Here is a 25,162-nt window from a genome sequence, read left to right on the forward strand (position 1 = left end):
TCATTATGATGGAGCGATGGCATCAAGCGCTTGAGGAATTTGACTGCAAGGGATTTGTGGTAATACCGAAATTTTTCGACGACAATGCCATAGAGCTCTTCACGTCGGATTTTCAGGAAGCCATTCAAATACCCGGTGAATCTTTTCCTGTGGTGAATGTAAGCCGTCGTTTAAAACCGTTCATCCTGGAAAAGGTGCATCCCGTCATGGCGATAATGCACCTGAAAACACGATTAAAAACCATCGACTTACTGCGAGGGGCTTCGTATTTTTCCACCGGGCACGGTGTTCATTTTCCATGGCATCAAGATGCCAAATCGTATTTCTTGCTGCAAGAGGCTTTCAATTATCTCAATCTATATATCCCTGTTATGAAGCCCGTGGCGGAAAAATCGAATTTAAAAATTATACCCTTCGATGTGTTGGGCGGTATATCCGATACATTAGCGCAAAAATTACAGGGCAGAGGCGCTACCGCCGCATTTGTTCAAGATGGCCATACGCTGTTTTACGATAATATAAACGATAAGAAGCTGGGCAAACTTGACGTAAATCTTGATGATTTGGCCATAACCCCAGCGTTAAACGCCGGTGATCTGCTGATGATGAGAGGAGATATTTTGCATTGTACCCAGGATAATGACACACAAAGGGTTGCATTATCGATTCGCCTGATGCACTCTCAAGATCACGTAGTAAAACAGCACATTCATGAGTGTGGCTGGTATAAATTGCGTATGATGCTAAAAAATTCATCGTTATTTCTCGCATTGATGGCGTGTTTCGATGAATGCGGGCGAGAAGAGATAAGTGTGGGAGAGGTTATGGACTACTTGACACAAAAAGGTCTGGATGGTTTCCGTGATTAAATGAACGCGGATCCGGTAGATTACGGATTTAAAAAGGAACGAAATCAATCGTGTCGCAGCAACAGGTAAAAAACAACACGCTGTTTCGCAACGAAGTGTACGTGTTAACCACCATGATTATTGGAACGGCGCTGAAATTCCTTGTCAGTATGCAATACGCCAGAATTTTATCGCCCACGCTATTCGGTGAATTCGTTCTAACCTTGCAAATTCTCGATTTTTTGAAGCCTTTCAATCAGTGGGGCGTGTTCTACGCATTAACCTATTACGTTCCCTATTACCTTGAAAATAATGCCATGAATTATCTTCGAGGGTTCCTGATTTGGATGTGGCGAAGGGTTTTCACCCTGTCCGGTGTCGCCATCATTATTGGTATCATTATGGCGGCGTTTGGATATTACCTGTTTTTCCTAAGGCCGGAAACGACGAAACAATTCCATTTGTTTTTCTTTTTAATATGGCTCATTCCACTGAAAGTATGTGCAGGCTTGCTAAATAATTTGCTGAATGCCAATAAGAACTATTTAGCCGCTACTATCTCCACCAGAATTATCTTTTTTTTGCTGCTTAACCTGTTCCTGTTCACGATCTACATCAACCTTGGCAATATCGCAGTACCATTGGTATGGGTTATTGCCGCGTATTGTCTGTCGCTGGTGTTAATTATTCTGGTTCAGCAAGTTGTTCTGGTTAAGAGTTTCCGCCGTACAATCATCCGTTTTAAACCCAAATATAATATTCCCGACTGGAACAAGAAAAGCAATCAGATGTTTCTCATGGGTAGTGTTCTCTCCGCCATCAATATGGTAGATATGCTGATGCTGAAATTGTTAGGTAAGAATAGTTATGAACTCGGGATTCTTGCCGCAATTTTTGCGGTACTGCTGCCCCTGGTATTAGTCAATCAAGTGATCAAAATTGTCATTAGTCCTTTAATCGCGCCCATCATGGATCATAAGGAATACCCAAAACTACAAAAGATCATAAACAACACCAATTTATATAAAACCTTAGTACTGATTTGTGTGGCTGCCTTACTCATTGTATTTGGCAAGACGATTCTAGGCTTGTTTGGCAAGGAATATATCGCTTACTATCCGCAATTCCTTTTGGCTATGTTGGGTGCTGTCATTTATTCCCTGTTTGATTTTTCACAGATGATACTAACCTACGGCGAGCACGTGGAAATTACCGATAAGCTGTTAGTGGCACAGTTAGGTTGTATTATCCTATTGGATGTGTTGCTGATACCGGCTTACCAATTGACTGGCGCCATTGCGGCAATCGTGTCTGGTGAAGTTATGATCAGCGTATTGTCTTTATATTATGTCAAGAAGTTTCATCCAATCAAACCATTGTCGGTTATTTAAAGTGCAGCTTTCTCCATACTTCACGCAGTAAATAGCGTGGATAAGCGGGTACCAGTTTTTGAAATAACCCGTTTGCATGCCACCAGATATTTATTGAAAGAGACGTGTCGATGCTGTGGATCTGGTGCCACCAATAGGGGGGAATATACAATATTTCACCTGGAAAGAGAGAGATTTCAAAGGATTTAGCCAATCTGAACCTCGGGAACTTCTCAAGATCGGGGCAGTATATGTCATTGATACGGCTGATGTGGTGTGCATCCGAAGTCCACTTGACCGGATACAGGCGGAAGCAGTCGCTCGGGCGATAGAGCACGACTTTTTTGACGCCTTCCAATTGCATCAGAAAATTATTGCTGCGATCATAGTGCAAAACAGAGACACCATCCTTAGGCCCTATCCACAGGTTCACCGCCTTTACCTTATCATGCTCAATGCAATCCGGGAGCCGCCAGTTGGCGCGCAATTCTTCAAAATCAGTCAATAATGAACCTTGTTGCAGGTAATAAAAACCCTGATCAAGGTTTGAATCAATGACTTTATCAATCAACCGGGTAAAAGGTAAGGTTATGATTCTGTCCTGCTGTTTACTGGTCAGACGATCCGGATCAGCGCCAAAGCGTCCATCGAACGAATAACAGCTTGAGACTTCACGTGTTCCCAGTGTTTTTTTGAGTGACTCCAGGGACCAGTGCGGTACCGTGACACAAGCATTCAAATATCGGCGAATGATGACAGGGTGTGATTGCGTTACATAAGGTTTGAGATCCATGCCGCAATCGTAATTTAGAGTTGGTATGTTCATGGCATCGGATCGCTTCATCGGATCCTCGCAGCCAGTGTGGATTGGTTAGTGGCGTCAATGAGTCGCGCGATATTACGTGCATGTTCTTTATTTATCATCGTTTTGTGGGTGCACTCTAATTGATGAATGTCAAGATGACGTGCTTTCTGGTGCCAGCCATTATCGGGTTTTGCATATAAATTCATAATGGCGTCTATATATTTTTGCGGATAGAGTCCGGCGTCAAAATATTCATTGTGCATGGCCTTGAACAGGACTACCCGTGCCGATATTTTCCCTGGCGTGTAGCCATGCAACATTTTACAGTTATTCAACATCAGAGTTGCCAGTCGTTGCCGGTATTTATCAGGCAGTCTTGATTCATGCAATAATTCGGACAATAAATTATTATTCGACTGATTCTCAGAATAAAATCGGGTGATTTGCTGCAGCGATGACTTATCGTAGTGAAAACTGTCCAGTAAAAATACTTGTTCCACCTCATCGCCAAGCTTTTGTAATCGATAAGCAACCTCAAAGGCAAGAAGTCCGCCTAGAGACCATCCGGCCAGTTGATAAGGTCCGCTTGGTTGGCATTTTTTTATCAGACCAAGATAATAGTCGGCAAGTTCACCGATATCCTCTATCATCGCTTCGGAATGATAAAAATTGTAAGGCTCAATCCCATACGCTTCAAAAGAATCAAGATATTTTGCCAGATTCACATATACCTCAGCACCGCCGACACCCGAATGTATAAAGAACAATTTTTTATTACCATGAATCTCGTTCAATCGGACAACAGGCATATAAGAGCGATGGCGTTCGAGGGGTATGCTGGCAGCTTGCCTGAAGATGGTATTGTAAGTGAAGGTCCATGTAATCGAAAACGCGGTGCCAAAAATTTGATTGATTCGATCGACTAATTGTACCGATAAGATGGAGTCACCACCAACGTGAAAGAAATTGTCTTCGTTTCCAAACTGGGCATGATTGAGTGTTTCCTGCCAGATTTTTCTTAATTGCAAGACGGATTCATTTTCCTGTTCCTGTTGGTCTTGCCTCGGTGTTTTTTCAGAGAGGTATTGACTGATGCGCTGCCGCAAGGCATGTTCATCCGTTTTGCCATTGCTGGTCAAAGGGATCTCGTCTATTGTCAGAAAATAGGCGGGACACATGTATGCGGGCAGATAATTGGTTAAATAACGTTGCCAATAGTCATACGCCGGCATGTTTCCATCATACCCCATTAAGAATGCGGCCAGGTGGGAGCTGTTTTCCTGTTTGAACAGGATAACGCGTGCTTCACACACGGTCGGGTGCTGAGTCAAATAATATTCAATTTGAGTCAGGTCTATTCTGATCCCATGAAATTTTATTTGCCGGTCCCGGCGTCCGATGAACTGGATGGTTCCGTCTTTATTCATTCTCGCCAAATCGCCGCTCAGATATAGCCTGGAAAAAATTTCGGGTTGTCCTGATTGATAGAAAGGGTTATCTATAAATTTTTCATTGCTTAGCTTTGGATCATTGACATAACCCAAACCAACGGCGCAACCGCTTATGGCTAACTCTCCAATGTAACCTTTGGGCAGCAACTTGCGATTGCTGTCAACGATATACAAAGCCACATTGCTGATTGCTTTACCAATTGGTATATCCCGATTTTGTTTTTTTGTATCGACAATCTGGTAAGAGGCATCAATGGTCGTTTCCGCAGGGCCATACAAATTGTATAAGTTTCCGTGATAAACGGCGCGGCATTTTGCATGCAGGCGGCGTGTGAATACTTCGCCACCGATACAAAGATGGGTAAGGCCATTCAATCGTTTGGCGTGCGGTGATTGTAATAACAATTCCAGCACGGAAGGTGAAAATTGAGCGATAGTAACCGCGTTGTCTTCAATGATATCGAAAAGTGTTTCAAACTGAAGCATGTGTTGTTCATCTGCGATGACGCACTTGGCACCCAAAAACAGTGGTAAGAAAAATTCCCAGATTGAGGCATCGAAGGTTGCACTGGTTTTTTGCAGGACAACATCCCGGGCTGAAAGATGAAATACCGTTTGACGCCATAATAGATGATTCAAGAGATTTTTATGGCTTATTGCTATCATCTTGGGTTCACTTGTAGTCCCTGACGTTGAAATCACGTAAGCCATTTTTTCGCAGGACAGGCTCTGAGGTCTGCCCCTGGCTGGAGGTGGTGCATCGGAAGTCTTGCAGGTATCGATGTTTATCAATCGACAGGGATCTGCTTTTAATGAAGAAAGCCTTGCAAGATGTTCGGTCGATGTAATGATTGTATTGATATCGCATTGTCGAACGATCTTGTCTATACGCGCCACAGGCATTTGATGGGGGTCGATAATAACGAACGCGTTATCGGAGGCCAGTACCGCCAACAGGGCATTGATAAGTGTTGTACCGCGTTCAAGGACAATGGCGATGATTTTGCCATGGTTGGTGATGTTTGCCGAAAGTGCCAGACTTTTTTCATGGAGTTCAGCATAGGTTATGGACGCGGTATTATGTACAACGGCAATCTTATCCGGGTATTTCAAAGCCTGGTGTTGAAATACATCAAAGAGATCACCGGCTGGCAAGGTAAACTCCGGTGCCGTAGCATGTAATGGTAATAGAGATGACTGCTGTGAATCTTTTAATAATGGAATGTCGGCAAGGCGAATATCCGGATTTGATAACGCCGAATCGATGATATTCAGTAAACTGCGTTTGACTTCGCGCATGAAATCATAGGAAAACAATGATCGGTTATAGTCCATCGTAACACCGAGCCTATCTTCTTTATGGGTGAACGAAAAACTGATATCAAATTTGGCATAGGGGTGAGCTATCTTGTACGGTTTAACATCCAAACCATCAAGACTCAGTGTGGCGACTTCATCATCGCTAAACCAATTGAGTATAACCTGAAAAATTGGATTGCGAAGGGGATCACGATCATGCTCGACGTCGGTCACTACCTTTTCAAACGGGAATAGTTGATTTTCATAAGCTTCAAGACAAACCTTTCTGGACGTGCCCAGAAAATCACAAAAACGGTCATCGGCTGAAAATTGATTCCTCAAGACTAATGTATTGAGCAGGCATCCAATGATCTTGTCGGTATCAGGGATCACCCGTTGTGTGATTGGCAAGCCAATCACAATGTCCACCTGTTGGGTGATTTTATAGAGCAGGATATTGAGCAGACCATACACCACCATGAATGGCGTGCATTGTTCCTGTTCGGCAAGTTTATGGAGTGCTTTTAGTCTTTTATTTCCTAGATAAAAATGGAAGGTGTTGCATGAAAATTCGGTAAAGTCCGGTGAGTCCTTATCATAGGGCAGCGAAAGGCGTTCATAATTTTTCAGTTTTTCCAACCAGTACTGGCGTTGTTTTTTCGCTTCGGCAGATTCAAGAAATTGTTTTTGCCAGGCGATATAATGTCCATAATGGTATGGGTTGCCAGCAATATCGACTTGTTGTTTATTATAGTAGCAAGCTATGTCGTCCATCATTAATTTTAATGACCATCCGTCACCCAGGATATGGTGGATGGTTATGATCATGATGTGATCTTTCTTCGTTCGCTTCAAGAGCAGGACATTCCAGCACCGGGACGTTAAATCAAAAGGATGGTTTATAATTTTTTGTATTTGTCTGTCCACCTCACCAGCATCTTTCACAGGCATGACGTTTAGCAACGGCTCAATGTCTTGCGTTGAGTGCTGCACAATCTTGCCATCAATTTGTGAAAAACGGGCGCGGAGTATGGGATGGTTATTGATTAAACGCCGGAAGGCATGTTCGAGTCTGCCGATATCCAGTTCGCCAATGATCTGATAGCTCAGGATCATGTTATAACTTCGACTGATATTGTCACTGATATTCGATAAGAACCAGATTCTTTTCTGCTCGGATGAAAGCTCGCTGGTATTGCCATTTAATGCGTTAAAATTGAGGGTTTTACCGGGGAGTAACTTTCCAGCACTAACGGCCGCGACTAAATCGATGAATTTGGGATTTTGTAAAATCATACTGGTATGGCAAAAAATCCCTAATTGTTCTTCTATCCCCAAAACCAGTTGCATGGCTTTCAGAGAATGACCACCCAGATGATAGAAATGACTGTCTGGAGAAATTTCATCGACGTTAAAAATCCGTTTCCAGATAAGACTCAGATTCTCTGCAATAAATTGATCATGTATTCTGAGACTATGTTGAGGCACACCACTTGATGACTGATACAGCGCTTTGAGTTTGGTATAGTCAATCTTATCATTCGCATTTAGGGGAAAGTGCTCTATCTCGATGACTTTTGTCGGGATCATGTACGATGGCAGGGATGTTGCCAGGTGTTGTTGTACAAGGGTTTCGGTAGATAAGCCATCCTCCGCGCCATACGCTCTGACGGAGCAAAACGCTACCAGCGATTGATCAGGTTTGTCCATACACAGTACTTCCGCCTGACGGATTTGCCTGATTTCCAATATGCGTTCTTTGATTTCATCAAGCTCGATGCGATATCCCCGTAGTTTGACCTGCGAGTCTTCGCGTCCTGAATAATAGATATCGCCATCTGCGGACCAGCTTGCCAGATCGCCTGTTTTATAAAGTCGGGTTCCGCTGCCTGTCGTATTGCCGCTATAAGGATTGCTAATAAAAACATTATTCGTCAATTGTTCCTGTCTGTAATAACCTCTGGCCAGCCCCAGACCGCTGACGCACAACTCACCAGGCACTCCGGGCGGACATAATTGATGATACTGATCGAGGATGATGACCTGATAATTGGCGAGTGGCTTGCCAATTGGAATATGATCCAGTTCCAGGAAGTTGTCACGGTTTATTCTTTTATAGGTAGCATCGATGGTAACTTCCGTAGGCCCGTAGAGGTTTATTATCTCGAGATCGAGTTTCTTCAATATCGATTTGACGGCATCATATGATAATTTTTCACCACCGGCGCATAAATAGCGTAAATTCACAAGGTTTGAAAATTCCTTAATCTCAAGAAATACAGGAAACAGGGAAGGGACGAATTGGGCGATGGTAATGTCCTTGATTTTCATCCAGGCAACCAGGCTCCTGAAGTCCTGGAGTTCTTTCTCTCCCGGGATAAATAAGCGAGCACCTGTTAATAGCGGTACAAAAATTTCCCATACTGACGCATCGAAGCCATAGTTTGCAAATTGCATGAAGCGATCCGATGCGTTCAGTGACAGGGCGTTAGCCATCCATTCAACGTAATTGAGAACACTGCGGTGTTCTATCATGATGCCTTTGGGCTTGCCGGTGGTTCCTGAGGTAAAAATAATATACGCGAGGTTATTTTTGGTTAGTGGCCGTAGTTTCAGGTTATGCCGGGTTGATACATGCCATTCTTTATCGATATTGATACAACATCCTTTCGCTGTGACCGACGCTTTTTGAGCGTTGGCCTCATCATGGATCAAAAGTTTGCTATTGATGTCCGATAAGATGGTGTTGATCCGGGCTTGTGGCAGATCCGGGTCGACAGGCACGTAGGCACAACCCAGCTTCAATACGGCAAATATCGCAATAATTTGCTGGATCCCTTTGTTTAACAGTAATGGGACTGGCGATCCGCTATCAATAACCACCCCCGATTCTTGCAGACAATAAAGGGTGTAATTTGAAAACCTGGTGATTTGTTCGGAAAGTTGTGCGTAAGTCAACGACGTTTGTTGATGGCAAAGGGCCAGGTTATGGGGGTATTTTTTGCTGATACGCTCAAACGTCGAGATAATATTTGCCTCATTCGCAATCTTGTCATGTATGGGTTGATTAAAGGTGTGTAAAATTTTATCGCGTTCATTCCGAGGTAAAATATCTATCGTCGCAATGGCCGCGTCCGGTTTCCTTGTCATTTCCATCAGACAGCATTGCAAGTGGGTTAGCATCGATTCTATGAGTGAACCTGAAAAACAATGCTCATCAAAAATTGCGGTCACTTTAAGATCATTTTGATCCTCAAACACGAATGACAACGGGTAGTGTGTTTCTTCTTTGACCGTACAATGCTCAAATAAATGCGACTCATGGTGAGGGTAGTTTTCCAATACGGACAGGTAGTTAAAGATCGGCTTTTCCGATTGCCAGTTAATAGCGTGTTGAATGTCAGTAAGGCCGATACAAGCGTATTTTTGAGATTCATGGATCTGTCGGTGCAAGCTGTGAATGACATCCGTGACAGAAACGTCATCTGTGAGCCGCATTCTAACCGGGATGCTGTTTATCAAGAGACCGGTAATTGTTTCAGCACCTTGCAATTCTATAGTTCGCCCGGAGATGGTCATACCAAAAACGATATCTTTCCGGCGGCTGTATTTCGCCAGGATTAATCCCAATGCTGAATGTAAAAGGGTATTCATGGTGATGGTTGTTTGCTTGCAAAACGCTTGGCAGGCATGGGTGATCTGCTGTGAAAATTGCAAGGCTCTATGACTGGTAATCGGAGCTTTTCCCAGGTACCTGTGAATTAACAGGGTGGCAGGTTCCTGATAGCCTTTCAGTAAATTTTTCCAATAGTTGAGAGCTTGTTGTCTCGGTTGGTTGATATACCAGGCTACATAATCTTCGAACCTGACCGGTTGCGGTCTGGCGGCATGTAAAGACTTTCCAGGGGCAAGTGTTTGATAACAGTCGTCCAGTTGTTGCAATAAGAGGCCGACACTCCAGCCATCAAGGATGATATGATGATGGCTCCATATACACAGGTGTTTGCCATCCCTTGCCTTGATAATAAAGAAGCGCATACATCCTGCTTTAGTCAGATCAAACCCGTTCCCTTTATCTTGAGTAAGCAATTCGGTCAGTTTGTACTGGTAAGAATTTTCATCTAAATTTGACCAGTCCAATACCTGCCAGTGGAGTTCTTTAAAACGGTGAACCACCTGGATAAGCTGACCGTCTGAAAGCTGATGAAAAGCGGTTCTTAGAACCGGATTATTTTTTACCAAAGCGGCCCAGGCATTTTTTAACAGGTTGAGAGAAATCCCTTTGCGAACCTGCCAGCACAGTTGAGAAACATAAGGGTCAACGTTTGCCCTGGAATGAAAATACAAACCTTGTTGCAAAGGAGTCAGGGGATAAATCGATTCTATTTCACTATCCTGGCTTAATACATTGACCGTTGCTTGCGATAAGGTCAGCAGGGGAAAGTCCGAGGCTGCATGAACGACTTTATATTGTTCCCTGGCACAGGATAAAACGTCTTTTAGTCCCTGTGCCATTTTTTTTAACAAGGTTTGTATGGATGCTTTTTTAAAGTGCTTGCTGCTGTAGCCTAGTTGTAGTTTAAATTGATTATTAATGACATAGCAATTGATTGCCAGAGGATAATCAGAACGGTTCTCGCAAGCAACCCAGTCGTCGGATTTCGTTTCTATAATTTTAAATTGATCCTGGTGTACCTGATTATCCATTACACCCATGTAATTAAAACTGAGATTTGGCATGTTTGCCTGGCGCAGTTTCTTCGTTTGGTTGTCAGGAAGCAGGTATAGTAACGCACCATAACCTAATCCTTTATCCGGTATGCGTCGCAGATGGTTTTTGGTGTCAAGGATAAGAGGTAAGGCAGATTGGGTAGGGGATTGTTTAAAGTGCACTGGGAAAAGAGTGGTAAACCAGCCTGCGATATTATGGATATCTATGGTATCGCAAATGGGTTCACGGCCATGTCCTTCCATAGTGATCGACAACTCGTCCAGTCCACGCCATTGATAAACAGCCAGGCGTAATGCGGTTATTATCAACTCTTGAGGCCTGGTGCCTAGATATTGATTGGCGCAGGTTAGCAACTCCCTGGTTTCCTGATGCGAGAGTGAAGTGACCAGGGATCTGGAGTCTGATTGATAAAATTCGCACGCATTGTAATCGTATGCTATCGGTTGAATGGATTTTACTACCTCCAGCCAGTATGGCATTTGATTGGGACAGGCATTCTCCCTGGCATATTTTTTTAAGGCATTCACCCAGTCCGCGTAACTCGATCGATTGGGATAATTGGCAGTTGTCTTGCCCTGTGACAGCGCGAGATAGATTTTTTTGAAATCGTTAAGCAATAAATGCCATGTTACCGTATCACACAACAGGTGATGGCAACTCCAGAATAATTGATCACGGGAGGTGTGTAGTCCGGTAAAACATAGAACAGACATCATTGGCCCATGCTCAATGTTTAGCATGGTATGAGACCGGGTGCTTATTTTATCGATAGTTTTTGCCTGCTCCTCCGGGCTAACATCGCTCAAGTCATGAAACGCTATGGTTGATAATCCAGAGACGTCCTGATGATAGTATTGTGTCCAACGGTTGCGACAGCGCTTGAAACGCAAACGCAAACTATCATAACGTTCCTCCAGTGCCTTTATGGTTTTTAAGACACAATCTTTTTGAAACGTACCATCATACTCAAGCATGACGGCTTGATTGTAATGATGCTGATTCGCCAGCTCCCTCCCAAAAAACCAGTGCTGGATCGGGCTGAGTTCAATATTACCCTGGGGTATGCGCGCCAAAGCCTTGCTGTTTTTATGCTTTTCCAGTTGTTGCGCCAGTGCCTTGATTGTCGGGAATTCATATAACATATTGGGCGTAAGGTGGTATCCTTTTTGTTGCATGATGGCAGACACTTGAATCGCATTGATAGAATCTCCTCCTATCGTATAAAAGTGGCTATCGAGGGTAATTTCCTTATAGTTTAAAGCCTGGGTGAAGGCATCCATAAGAGCCTTTTGCTCTTGATTTAAAGTACGCTCATGGCTATCTACGGGTACGATATTGTTTAATTGCTTGAACAAAGCCTTTCGGTCTATTTTAGCATTAGGCAGCAGCGGCAATTCATCAACCATGACAAAATGATTAGGCAGCATAAACGTTGGTAACCTGTTTTGCATATACCTGCGACATTCCTCGATTGTCGATGCGTTGCTATCCAGTCTTTCAATGAAAATGGAAAGTCTCTGGCTCTCTTTTCCATCGGCTATAACGACACAGTTTTTGATATTTTTATGGGTCAGGAGACAGTTCTCAATTTCAACAGGCTCGATCCGATATCCCCTGATTTTTAATTGGGAATCGATTCTTCCTATATATTCGAGTTTTCCTTCATCTGTCCAGCGAACCAGATCGCCTGTCCTGTAGAGTGTTTTGTAATCCGCGTTAACGTCGGTGTCTTCAAACGTGTTCGTAAGAAAGCGCGACTCATTTAAGTGGGGGCGATTCAAATACCCTCGTGCCATACCGACACCGGCAATATACAACTCTCCAATTGTACCAATCGGCGCCAATTGCCCACGGGTGTTTAAAACATAGAATCTGGTATTGGGATGAGGGCTGCCAATGGTTGGTTTTTTGCCGGGAAGGCATCGGGTCATTGATACGCAAATCGTGGTTTCAGTTGGACCATAATCATTGACAAAGTAATAATCACCGGCCCATTTATCAACGAGTGAAGGGTGGCAGATATCGCCGCCACTGATGATGACTTTCAGGCTGGGGTATCTCTGGTAGTCGGTACTACTTATAACATAGGGCGGCGCGTTGAGATGGGTAATGAACTTTTCCAGAATCAATTCGCCGATTTTTTTGGAGGGCGGCATCTCGTCTTTGGTTGGGATCACAAGGGTGGCGCCGTTGAGTAACGCCAACGACCATTCCTGTACCGACGTATCAAAACAGGGTGAATTTAATTGCAGCAATCGACTGTTGCTATCTACTTTCAAGGCTTTGGCGGTATTCAGTGCCAGATTGACCACGCCCTTGTGTTCGATCATGACGCCGTTAGGGGTGCCGGTTGAACCGGATGTGTAGATAATATAAGCCAGGTTATTGGTCGTTATAACGGGCGGTTTTACCGACGCATCCTCCGTATCCGTTTCCAAATCAACCAGCAATAATGTGTGTTCGGATACATCCGGCGCTAATGCTTGATTGGTCATGATAAAGGCAGGCGCGGAATCTTTGATGATAAACTCATTACGCGACCTGGGATAGTTTTTATCCAGGGGAAGATAACATCCTCCTGCCTTGAGGATCGCAAGGATACTGATAAACAGGTCGACTCCTCTATCGAGGTAGACGGCAATAATCGTTTCAGGCGTAAATGACGATCCGAATATGGTTTTGTATTGATGACCTAAACGCCGACATAGCGCATCCGAGCGTTGATTGAACACCTCGTAGGTTAGGCTCAGTTCGCCATGCTCCAGCGCTATGCGGTTTGGATGATGATGACAGGCCGTTTCAAAAAGATGGGGAATCGTCGTATCCGGCGTTTTAACCCGGGTTGTATTCCATCGTTTAAGTAAGGCAATCTCTTCATCGGTAATAAGCGTTAACTCGTTTATTGAGTTATTGGGTGATCGGGTGATGAGTCCAAGAGTTTTACAATATCGGGCGAGCAGCCGGTTCATCATCGCGGGTGCGAAATAGTTATCCGCGTAGGTCAGTTCTACTTGTAAGCAATCCTGATGTATAAGACTTATCACAAGTGGAAAATTGGTTTTTTCATCCACATGAAACCCATGGTTGATGCCGGAAGGGTAATTCTCAAAGACGAATAACGAATGAAACAGGGGGGATGAGTCAGCCCATCCGATAGCCCGTTTTATGTCGCCGAGCCCAATATGGGCATGGGTTTGTGCGTTGTGAATGGTTTTTTGTAAATGATATAAACCGTCCAGGAGACTCGGGTAGTTGGCGGTATTGGCCAGGATAGGGACAGTGCCTATCATCATACCGGGTATTTCGGCCGCCTGATGAAGATCAATGTCGCGTCCTGAAACGGTGGTACCAAACATAACCACGTCTTCATCGCTATAATACATCAGCGTTATTGCCCAGGCCATTTGCAAAATAGTGTTAATGGTAATCCCATGCGTTTTTGCAAAAAATTCTATCTCATGGGTCTTAACGTCAGGGAGCCGGGTTGAAAGAATCGACTGGGAACTGGTGATGTCATAACCGCTTAGCGATTGCCGGCAGAAATGTAATGGTGTTGCCCGGCTAATTTCCCCAAGCTGTGATTTCCAGAATGTGACGGCCGCATCCCTGTCCCTTGCGCGAAGCCATTCCAGGTATCGACTGAATTGGGGGCCGGATGTTCGTTGCCGCTCAAATGAAAAAAGCCGGTCGTGATATATTTCATCGAGTCTTTTGAGTAATAACGGCAAGCTCCAGCCGTCCAGAATGATGTGATGGTGAGTCCAGAGCACATAGGCACGTTGACCACCAAGCAAAAAGCATCGAACCCTCATCGGGGCAGGCAGGGCAAGATCAAATCCTTGTTTTCTGTCTTTAGCCAGACAGGACTTCAATCGGGACTGTTGTTTCTCTTCACTGAGATTGGACCAGTCTGCAATGTCCCAGTTCAGCATTGGGGCGGAATTAATTATTTGCCCGCAAATACCCTGCTCGTCCCATACGTAGCTAAGTCGCAAACATTCCGTCTCGGCAATTAATATTTGCCAGGCTTGCTGATAGCTGTCCATATCCTCGATGGTCGTTAGCCAATACACCTGATTGATATACAAATCAGAGTCCGGATACCACCGGTACGCTGTGAGCATATCCTGTTGCAACGGATTTAGCGGGTATAAGCCCGATTCGGGGCTGGTGTACATCGCTGAGACATTGCCTGAGCCAGGCTTGGTATGGCGACTGGTTTCTTCAATTTTAAGCGCAAGCGTCGCAATGCTTGGATAGGCGTATAAATCCCGCACACTAAGATTCATTCCTGAACCTTGCAGTTCGGACACCAGGCTTATAGCCGTGATGGAATCACCTCCCAGATGAAAAAAACTGACGTTGCGACCGATATCCTTTTGCGACAGCAGTCTGGACCAGACTTCCTGCAATTGACGTTCCAGTGCCGTTACTGGTGCTTCATAGTCACGACTATCACGACACTTTTCCGCAAATATTTTTGACAGTTGATGCCTATCTATTTTACCACTTGCATTGAGTGGGAACCTGTCAAGCAAAATGGTGTGCCTCGGTCGCATGAAATCGGGGAAGTGAAGTACTAACTGATGTTTTATTAATGACTGGTATTGCGTGGCGGAAAGCGCCTTGCTAATGATTGCCTGGTTGTCTACAAATAATTTTTTATAAAATGGATGGGCGCTGTCAGCAGGGTGAAAATGCAGAGAGTCATAGGAATAGGTGCTGATCTTTCGATGATTTCGCCAGATCACCGCATGGATTCGATAATCAGGATTTAATCCATTATCACATAACCTGTACTCACATCGGATATCAATCAAGTCCTGTTTTCGCAGGATCAGGTTGTCTTCAAACGCTGGAAAATAAACCGGTAGCCAGCAGTGGGTATCCTGTAAAATATCAATACTTCCGTTGTTATGATCATACAAATTAAGCCATGCGATAAATCCGGAAAAAGGGGCGTCACGGGTTACTCTTATTGCGGCTTGATGCGTCCCTGAGGAAGCCGGATCCTGGTTAAACGCTAATAATTCAAATGTGGTTGCCTCGGAAATCAGATGTTGGGGCCTGATATTTTTAATACAAATCCTTGGCATAAAACCCACGTTGTGATCGTTAATGATCTTGTCGGCATAGTCTGCGGCTAGTGGCGCAAAACCGGGATTATTCAGAAACTCATCCGGTAACGACACGGCGGCTATTTTTGTGATGGCTTTATCCGGAATCAATACCCCGCCTGGTTTCAGATGACGTTTTTTTGCATCATCAAGAATGACTGCCGCCCCTTCAGAACCACCGATCGCACCAACAATCTCCGATACGATGATATCAACAGGCTCGGGCAGTGATACCTGCCGAGAATCACCATGAATCAAAATGATACGGTTGGTCAGGTTGAGATTTTCCAGCGTTCTTTTAGCGGCTTGATAGGTTTCTTGCAGGTATTCGATGGCATAGACTTTTTTTGCACCGGCATCAAGCGCCAGTCGTGCCAGAATGGCATCTTTGCCAGTGCCTATGTCTAAAACAAGCTTATCTTTTGCCAGATCATTCAAGGCATTCTGGTAAAAATAATTTCTTTTCAAATCATTGGTCATAACACTGTAAAGAAATTCATCATAGATGAAAAATTCCGCGACGGAGGGCCAAAACTCCAGTTCATCGTGCTGCCCGGTGGCAGGCTTATCGGGTTCAATGAATGCGACGAGGTGCTCATTACCTTCAAGCGATACCACACACTGCCTGACAAAGGAGAGCTCTTCCAGTCTTTGTTCTATTTCCCGGGGCTCGATTCGTACGCCGTGATAGCTCATTTGCCGGTCTACCCGGCCAATGAATTCCAAATCGCCGTTCATGAGCCAGCGTACGTAATCACCACTGCGATAGAGTTTTTTCTTGATACCGGCGATTTGCACAGAGCAAAAATGCCGGTTGTCTTCGCCTTGAGACAGATAACCGTCTGCGAGTTGAGGGCCACCGATATATAATTCACCCTCAGCGCCCCGGGGAACAAGATTTTGACTGCTATCCAGAACGTAGAGTTGTATGCGATTTAAAGGTTTGCCAATACAGGATGGTAACGTCTGACTGTCCACTTCCTTCAAGGAGGCGCATATGGTTACCTCTGTTGGTCCATAGGCATTAATGAAATGTCTTTCCCGGGACCAATGATAAAAAACGTCCGCGGGACAGGACTCACCGGCAACGACTAACGTTTTTAAGCCAAGTGATTTATCTTTTGGCATCATGGACAACATAACCGGTGGTATAGTCGCTATATCGATGCCTTCCCGGTTGATGTAATCCAGCAACGCGTCAGCATCTTTGCGTAACGGATCCGGTATGACGCAGAGACTGGCGCCACACAACAGGGCGGTTGCAATTTCAGACAGGGACGCATCGAAGGAACAGTTTGCAAATTGTAATATACGACTTTGATCATTAACCCGGAAGGCTTCTATTTGAGCATAAGCGGTGTTCAAAAAGGCTTCTTCGAAAACAGGAACGGCTTTCGGAGTACCGGTTGTTCCGGAAGTAAAAATGATATAGGCGTAGGGTTTCTTTTTTTTCCCGCTTGCAAAGTTCCATAACGCGCTCTGATTTGCCTCCTTTGCCTTATCGATGACCAGAGCCGGACTATCACCAAAAGCCTCGTGATGTTTGTTGAGCAGCTGCGAGTCGGTGATAATCAGATCAGGCAACACGGTTTGATTCATCGCAGCGATTCGTTTGGTCGGAAAGGTGGCATTCAAAGGCAGATAACACGCGCCAATCTTCCAGATTGCTAAAATCGCTGTAAGCCAGTCGGTATTTTGCGGCAGGCAAGTGGCAATGACAGGCTGTTTTTTAGTCGAGGCAAGGGGTAATTGTGCGCAGAGACGATGAGCTATTTCATCAATAGCCTTCATAAGACCGGCATAGGTTAGATCGCGTTGCCCGGAATGGATTGCAATACGCTCGGGGTATTGCCTGGCGACTTGTATAAAATCGTTAAAAAATCGACCCGTCGTTGGGTAGTGTTTGCCTTTTATACTACCTTGTTGCAGCAATAGTTTTTCCTCGTCTGCGGGCAAATAGTGTAAGACCGGACTCGATGAACCATGTCGAAGCACATGTTGAATTAAATCGTTGAAATACCTTGCCAGCTGGTGAATAAACGCTTCACTGTATAGCGCAGTCTTGTATTCGAATGAGTAATCAAGACCTGAATCGGTTTTGTTAACAAACAGCGTTAAATCATATTGTGCCGTATCGAGATACAGATATCTTATTTTGCTCTCAAGGTCTTGGGCATCCAAATGATAGTTCTGATTGTCACTGTTAAAATCAAACCCTATCTTGTAGGGGGATGATATGCCAAGTGTTTCCTGAACAAATCCCAATGATATATCCTGATGTTTCAAGGCTTCAAACATACTTTTTTTAACAATGGCTATTGCTTCGCTGAAATGAGAGGCGTTGTTGAATTGGGTAAGTACCGGTAATGTATTGATACAATACCCAAGCATGTCGGTTAATTCCGGCCAGTGCCGGTGGGCTGCGGGCATGCCGAGTAAAACGGTTCTGGAATTGCAAAATCTCGATAATACCAGTTTGAACACGGTCAGTAATACGAGGCTTGGCGTCGCATGATTGTCATGGGCTAGTGCGGTCAATGCCCGGGTATTTTTTAATGACAGCGATTGATGATACCTCGCGCCTTCATGCGAAGAGACGCTATGGTTGTCAAATCGATCGGGCCGCAAGGACGACGCTGCGTTAATCGTTAACTGCGTTCGCCAGTAATCCAGTTGTTCCTGAAAAACGCCTTCCTCATGCAAGCGGTTATGCCACTGCGAGAAATCAATATAGTCTATCCGCCTTGTTTTTTTATGTTCGTATTCACAGGAGTCATTGGCAGCGAGGTTATAATATCGACCCAGTTTTTCCAGGAATTTGCCGATTGAGCAGGCATCGGTGATGATATGATGATGATTGACAAGCAACTCGAAGCGCGAGGCATTCAATTGAAACAGGGTGACTGCTATTAACAAGCCTTGCTCAAGGGAAAAGGTGTGTTTGGCGTGTTCGATTAACTGTTGATTAAGTTCCGATTTTGATGACGCGCGAATATGTTTTATAATCAAATGGTTATGTGAAATTATTTGATACAGTTTTCCTTGCTGCAGGCTGAAATTGACTTGATAGCAATCATTTTCGCTGATAATTCGATTGATAGCGGTTTCCAGGGCTTTGATATTAAGTTTTCCGGATAGACTTATCACGAATGGCACGTTAAATAACCATGGCGTATCAAGGTTGGCATTGGCCGCGAACCATATCGCACGTTGTCCACCGGACGCCGGAAACTGATTTCCTTTTCGTTGAGTGTGCAGCAGTTCGGGCATATCAACAGTACTGGTTTTGGCGTGACTAATGAAGCGTGCAAATTTTCTGGCGCTTGCATTATCAAATAAATCCGACAGTCCAACGTCAATGTCAAAAAATGATTTGACGCGATGGGCCAGGGCCATGGCGGAAAGAGAGCTGCCACCATGCTCAAAAAAACTGGCGTTCACATCAATGTTTTTGTCAGGCAAGCTGTCTTTAAAGAAATTTAAAATGAGTTGTTCCATTTCACCAATGGCTTGAGGCTTGTTCTGTGGCGTGCTGATGTGCCGCTCATGGTGCGAGAGCAACGCTGTTCTGTCAATTTTGCCCGTGATCGTTTCCGGAAAGGATTGAAGCACGTAGAAATACGACGGGATAAAGGCATCCTGGAGATGAAGTCCAAGGTAATCTCTTAATTCATCCGGTTCTAAATGACGGTCGGGACTTAGAATAAACGCAATGAGTACGGCAAAACCCGGTTGATGCCAGGGGAGAACGATGGCCTGGACACAAGCGTGATGTTTTTGTAAGTAATACTCAACTTCATGGCAATCGATGCGCATGCCATTTATTTTGATCTGATTATCATTGCGGCCGGCGAGAATCACGTTGCCGTCTTCCTGCCAGGCGGCCAAATCACCGGTTTTAAATAATCGTCTCGGTTTGCCCGGTTCAATCTCCCGGGTAATGAATTTATCCGCGCTTAACGCGTCATCCAGATAGCCCCCGGCAACCCCGTCACCGGCTATAAACAATTCCCCGATAACCCCTATGGGTAATGGTTGCCAATACTCATCAAGCACAAACATTTGCATATTATCCAGGGGGCGGCCTACCGGAATTGAGGACGCATCGCAATCTTTATCGCTAACCTCATAGAAACTGGCATCGGCGGTGACTTCCGTAGAGCCGTAGAGATTTAATAACCTGGCATTGGGGAGATGGGCCTTGATTGATGGTATTAACGTACCGCTTGCATTCTCGCCGCTAATCACACACATTCTCAGTGATTCAAGTTTTAATTCATTGACGCTCAGGTAGTCCAGAATCACCTTTAACAGGGAGGGCGTGATCACTAACCTTGTCGATTGATCCCTGATAAGCTTTGTCACTGTTTTTTCAATGGAATCGCGCTGCTGCTGACTCATAATAGACAACGGTACGCCGCCAAGAATCGGTCCGAAAATTTCCCACAGGGAATCCACGAAACTTAGTGCGGTTTTTTGACTGCATTTGTCCGTTGCCGTAAAGGGGAAAGCATCCCACATCCAGCTCAAACGGTTGCATATTGAATAATGGCTTATTTTGACGCCTTTAGGACGGCCGGTAGAACCGGATGTGTAGATAATGCATGCGGTGTCGTCGATAGCGGCATGATCTATCGTTGTCGCAGGGTGCGGATGATTACGTAATACATCGACGGTACAAACCTGAACGTCCCGAGCCGCCTTCTTCTTGAAAAACGTATAATATTTTTCTTCCGTGACGAGTATCCCGGCTTTACTATCTGTAATAATATGTTGCAGCCGTTTTTCAGGATGGCGTGGATCCAGCGGTACAAAGGCCGAACCTGATTTCAATATTGCAAACAGCGCCACTATCATATCGATGCCAGGATCGACAGCAACGGCAATGACACTGCCCGGCGTATGTTTTTTTTGAATGAATGCACCGGCCATTGTTTCAGCATTTTGCAAGATCCAGGCATAGTCATAAGTGCTGCCGTCGTGATCGATAACGGCGGTATCAGAAGGTCTTTGACCGGCTATTTCGTAGAGCAGGCGACTCAGTGTTTTGTATTTTTTTGGTACAGACGTATCGTTCCATTGATAAAGAAGTTTGTGGTAGTCATCCGTCTGCAAAATGCGATGCCTGTACAGTGGCAAGGCCCGGGCGCACAAAATGGAATCTATCAGCGTTAGAAAGTTATTTGCTATCCGCTGGATCGTCGTGGTCCTGAAGAGCGTCGGATCAAATTTAAAGATACCGTTTAATTCATGCTGATGTTCTTCAATATAAAGACCGAGGGATGATTTGGGGGCGGATTGATCGGGATATAATAATTCACAGCCAAACCCTCCCAAATCACCGTCCTGGTGATCATGAATTTTTTCAAATATGAAAAAGACATTTAATTCAGACTCTGCCTTGAGTTGCTGTTGACTTAAACCGGAATCCGGATCAAGGGCATATTCAATAACCGGATAAAAATCAAAAAATCGTGCCTGGACGTCAGCCAGTAACGTAGCGAAGTCTTGTTCAAACGCCAGATGAATGTGCATGGGAAGGGTGTTTATCAGGCATCCCATTTCATTACTGTCACGCAGAGAAATGACCGTTCCTAATGAAACATCACGATTTTGAGTGTAACGGCCTAAAAAAACCGCAAACATTGATAATAAACTGAGATAAACCGTGCTGTGATTTTTTTTGGCAAGGTCGCCAATAGCGATGACTTTATCGGCAGGTATTTTGAAGCGGTATTGCGATACAGAAGTCACCGCCGGTTTTTGAAGTTCAACAGGCAAATGGACGGAGGAAATTTTTGCCAGATTCTCTTGAAAACGTGACAGCTGGCTGGTGTCAGGCGGCCAAAGTTTTTTATCTTCCACGTAAGGAACTTGGGCGAGATCTTCCGCCCCATTGTACCTGTTGAACAATAACCTTAAAAATTGCTGCTGCGACCAGCCATCAAAAATAATGTGGTGGGCGACAATACTTAACACGGAATAGTCCTGTTCAATTTCGAACAGGCAACCTCGCAACAAGTAATCATTTTCAAGCTTGAAGCGCTTTTTGATGTGGTTTTCCAATAAGGCACCAAGTCTGGTTTCATCACAGCTGATAACGTCTAAATGCCAATCCAGGGTATGCGCGATGGCTTTTAACTGGTTGTCCAGGTATTTAAAATTCGTAGACAAAGCCGGATTGTCGTTGATAATCGCCGTCAGACACCGCTGTAATCTTGCTAGATCCGGCAAACCATTGATTCTTAGTGTTATGGCGATATGATTGGGACTTTCATCGCCATTGATTCTATTTTCCAGTAACCAGAATCTCATTTGCGCGATCGTCGGTTTGCCGTTTTGCAATGTAACGGCATGGGCACTCGGTATTTTTTCCTGTTTGGCAAGTCGCTCGGCTATGAACCGGCTCAACCGTCCCACTGTGTTTTTGCGGCTCAGATCGGAAAATTGACAATGAATTCCAAAATGCTTTTGAATCATGGTCACTAATGTCATCAACATCAGTGAGTTTAAGCCTAATTCAAAAAAAGTGTGGTTTCGTGCGATTTTTCCAATGGGTAATAACGACTGGCATGCTGAAATCAGGTAATCGGTGATCGGATTTCCTTCGGCAACAGTTGCCTCCTCGACCACTCTATCCATTGATTGCAGGGCGCGCCTGTCTATTTTACCATTGGCAAGCCGTTTGAATGCTTTAACTGCTTTAAAGATGCTTGGGATCTGATATTGCGGCAATGAACGGGCAAGATGTTCCCGGAGTTGGACAAAATCTGCAATGTTATCCTCGAAGCATACATAGGCTTTTAAATGTTCGATATCATTATGTTTATTTAAAACAACAACGGCTTGTTTGACACCCGGATGGTTATTGAGCAAGGCTTCAATGCTGGACAATTCAATACGATTGCCATAAATACTGACCTGGGTATCAGCCCTTCCCAGATGAATGAGCGCCTTATTTTCATTCAAGCGCACCAAGTCTCCAGTGTTATAAATGCGTGAATACCAGAGAGACTCCTGGTGTTCTTCATAAAATGGATTGGGTTTAAACTTTTGCCTGGTCAGGCGGTCATTATTCAGATAACCGGGCGACAAACCCTTGCCGGACAGCCATAATATTCCCCGCTCACCGGGATTCACCGGTTTCATATCACTATCCAGGATATAAACGCGGGTGTTATGTATAGGCTTCCCAACAGGGATCATCGTTTCCCTGGTATCGATAGTACCAATCTCATGAAAAATGCAAGAGGTGTATTCACTTGACCCATATCTATTGATAAGCGTCGTTTGGGGGAGGGCTTGTTGTATCCGTAAAGCGAGTTTTGTCGATAAACCTTCGCCGCTGATTTCCAGGTGTTTGAGTGCGGGTAGCCTGTCTTTCAGGCAGGGACTGTAATCCAGGATCACCTGCAACTGGGAAGGAACGAGAACCAGGCGTGTGATCCGTTGGGTTGCTAGAAATTCCAGAAAAAGCTCAGGTTCCAGTTCCAGTTTTGGTGGAACTATTGCTAGTGGCACCCCTTGCAGCAACGGTAAAAAAATCTCTCCGATTGAATCCACAAAGTGTACCGGGGCCTTGAGGCAGCAGACATCATCCCGGCTGAATGAATATTGCTGCCACACCCATTCGAGGCGATTTAACAGCGCTTCCTGAGTGCTGTTAACCCCCTTCGGTTGTCCGGTTGAACCTGAGGTGTAGATTGCATACGCGACAGGATGATATGCTGGTTTGGAAAAACTGGCATGGCAACATGCTTCATGGAGGGCATCGAGATCCATCACTGTGAGTGAACCATCGTTTAATTGTTCGTATCCGGTTCCCCTGGTCAACAGCACCTTACTGCCGCTATCCTTAACAATACTTCGGATATGACTCATATCGTCGTCCGTATTGAGAGGAATATAAGCACCACCCGCTTTGAGTACGGCCAAACAGGAAACCACAAACTCGATACTTCTTTCCAATGCAATAGTAACGAATTGCTCCGCTTTGACACCACGCTCCTGTAAATGTCGCGCCAGTAATGTTACGCGGGAGGCCAGTTGTTGGTAAGAAATGGTTTCCTGGGGTGTTATGAGAGCGACGTTATTACCGTGTTCACTGACTTGTTTATTAAAATAACCGATTATTGAACGCTTTGGAGAAGTAATAATTGAATCCATAATCCTGAACCTGTCATCCCTGTTATGCCGCTGTCCCTTGATCTAACATGGTTATCGTTGTGTATGGTATCATCATTTTAAGGGGTAAAGGTAGAGAAAGGCGGGCCAATTAAAAAGCCGGATGTTTCCGTGTGACGAACACGGCAAACCGGGGTAACAAGCGGTCAAAAGCTTTAATCAAAATGACTGTAATCTGGAATCTGACTGTCCCTTCCCGGCATTTTTCTTTCCGTCCTGGCTCTGTGAACAAAAATGTCGTGCCACCATTTTTTACAAAAGAGCGGTAGTCGTAAGGAGGCGGGCTTGTGTATTGCGGGATTGATGTGTCAATATTGTCCAATGAGGGCGGGTTGGCGACTAAATGAGCGTTATTCCCGCATTACGGCTTTGCCTTCATGACGGGCTACAGTATTTATTATTGTTGCAGAACAAGAGTCTCTTTGCTTTCGCCCGGTAATATAGTTAGTTCAAAGAACTTTGAAGCATTTAAATGAGGTGACATGATGACATATAAAATAGTGCGTACCAGGCTAAAAAAATATCGTGATGATAAACACATCGCCAGCAAAAGAGCGTGACCACCTTGGAGTCGTGTTTAAGTCCTGAGGAGAAACAGTTGCTTCATCTCATAGATGAGCAGGTCGGTGTGCTTCTAAAACGGAAGGCGTCCGAGCTTGCCATTATTGAGGCGTTAAAGGATTTTATTCCGGAAGTCAGGTGTCTTATGGACACCTGCTTCGAGAAGGAACTGGCGCTCTATTATTTTAAATACCGGCATTTTGCCTGGTTTGCCAGGCTGCTCGGTCGTTAAAGGGCGTTACACCACTTCCACTTCTTCAGCCTGCGGGCCTTTAGCACCCTGGGTCGCTTTAAACAGAACTGGTGTGCCTTCCTGCAAGGTTTTAAAGCCCTGGCTGAGAATAGCGCTAAAATGAACAAAGTAATCGCGACCTTCAGCCTCAATGAAGCCAAAGCCTTTATCGTCTTTAAACCACTTGACGGTTCCCCGGATTTTTTCTGACATGGTGTTTCGTTCCCTGTTGATAAACGTTTAGTGTAACCGATTTTAAAAAAAGAAAAAACCTTAATAAAGGCATTAAATAGGGATGCCTGAAGAAAGTGTGCCTGGGTTTTGATGACTGGACATTTTTTTATTAGTGTCAAGACTGTTTTTTTATTTCCTTTCTGATATTCTTACAGGGCATAAGGTATAATCCTCTCCAATCCACAATCTGTGGATATTTTTTTTAAACACCCCGTGTTTTTTTCAATGCTTCTATTCGTTTCAGTGCGATAATCCAGAGCTGGCCTGGCTTTCAAGGTTGTTTTCTGAATCAGGAGTAAAAATCGGTTATCCACAAATTCTGTGGATAA

General features: G+C 44.6%; 6 protein-coding genes. 3 read left to right on the top strand and 3 right to left on the bottom strand.

Annotated features, from left to right (window positions below):
* The first annotated feature begins 5 nt into the window (after positions 1–5).
* Positions 6–869, top strand: a complete 864-nt coding sequence (locus tag CKW05_RS06230) for a phytanoyl-CoA dioxygenase family protein (RefSeq protein WP_058483864.1) — start codon at positions 6–8, stop codon at positions 867–869.
* Positions 870–919: 50 nt separating this feature from the next.
* A complete protein-coding gene (locus tag CKW05_RS06235; protein ID WP_058483863.1) occupies positions 920–2,239 on the top strand; it encodes an oligosaccharide flippase family protein in 1,320 nt (439 codons plus the stop codon).
* On the opposite strand, the gene CKW05_RS06240 is transcribed toward CKW05_RS06235, so the two are convergent.
* Together CKW05_RS06240 and CKW05_RS06245 are read right to left on the bottom strand one after the other, a co-directional pair.
* Positions 2,232–3,062, bottom strand: coding sequence for a cupin-like domain-containing protein (locus tag CKW05_RS06240; RefSeq protein WP_058483862.1), 831 nt, complete (start codon positions 3,060–3,062; stop codon positions 2,232–2,234). The two genes, CKW05_RS06235 and CKW05_RS06240, sit on opposite strands and share 8 nt — an antisense overlap.
* Positions 3,059–23,788 (bottom strand): non-ribosomal peptide synthetase, encoded by a 20,730-nt coding sequence (locus tag CKW05_RS06245; protein WP_058483861.1) that lies wholly within the window; start codon positions 23,786–23,788, stop codon positions 3,059–3,061. Before CKW05_RS06245 ends, CKW05_RS06240 begins: the two co-directional genes overlap by 4 nt.
* Before the next feature lie 574 nt (positions 23,789–24,362).
* Here CKW05_RS06245 and CKW05_RS06250 point away from each other — a divergent pair.
* On the top strand, positions 24,363–24,599 hold the full coding sequence (locus CKW05_RS06250; protein ID WP_058483860.1) for a hypothetical protein: 237 nt from the start codon (positions 24,363–24,365) through the stop codon (positions 24,597–24,599).
* Positions 24,600–24,605: 6 nt separating this feature from the next.
* Here the strand turns inward: CKW05_RS06250 and CKW05_RS06255 are convergent, their stop codons facing one another.
* Positions 24,606–24,812, bottom strand: a complete 207-nt coding sequence (locus tag CKW05_RS06255; RefSeq protein WP_058483859.1) for a cold-shock protein — start codon at positions 24,810–24,812, stop codon at positions 24,606–24,608.
* Positions 24,813–25,162 lie beyond the last annotated feature (350 nt).

The organism is Legionella spiritensis, from assembly GCF_900186965.1.
Classification (GTDB): domain Bacteria; phylum Pseudomonadota; class Gammaproteobacteria; order Legionellales; family Legionellaceae; genus Legionella_C; species Legionella_C spiritensis.

Coding starts and splice junctions, on each gene's coding strand:
- CKW05_RS06230 (WP_058483864.1), top strand. CDS start 6: ATGATGGAGCGATGGCATCAAGCGCTTGAGGAATTTGACTGCAAGGGA.
- CKW05_RS06240 (WP_058483862.1), bottom strand. CDS start 3,062: ATGAAGCGATCCGATGCCATGAACATACCAACTCTAAATTACGATTGC.
- CKW05_RS06245 (WP_058483861.1), bottom strand. CDS start 23,788: ATGGATTCAATTATTACTTCTCCAAAGCGTTCAATAATCGGTTATTTT.
- CKW05_RS06255 (WP_058483859.1), bottom strand. CDS start 24,812: ATGTCAGAAAAAATCCGGGGAACCGTCAAGTGGTTTAAAGACGATAAA.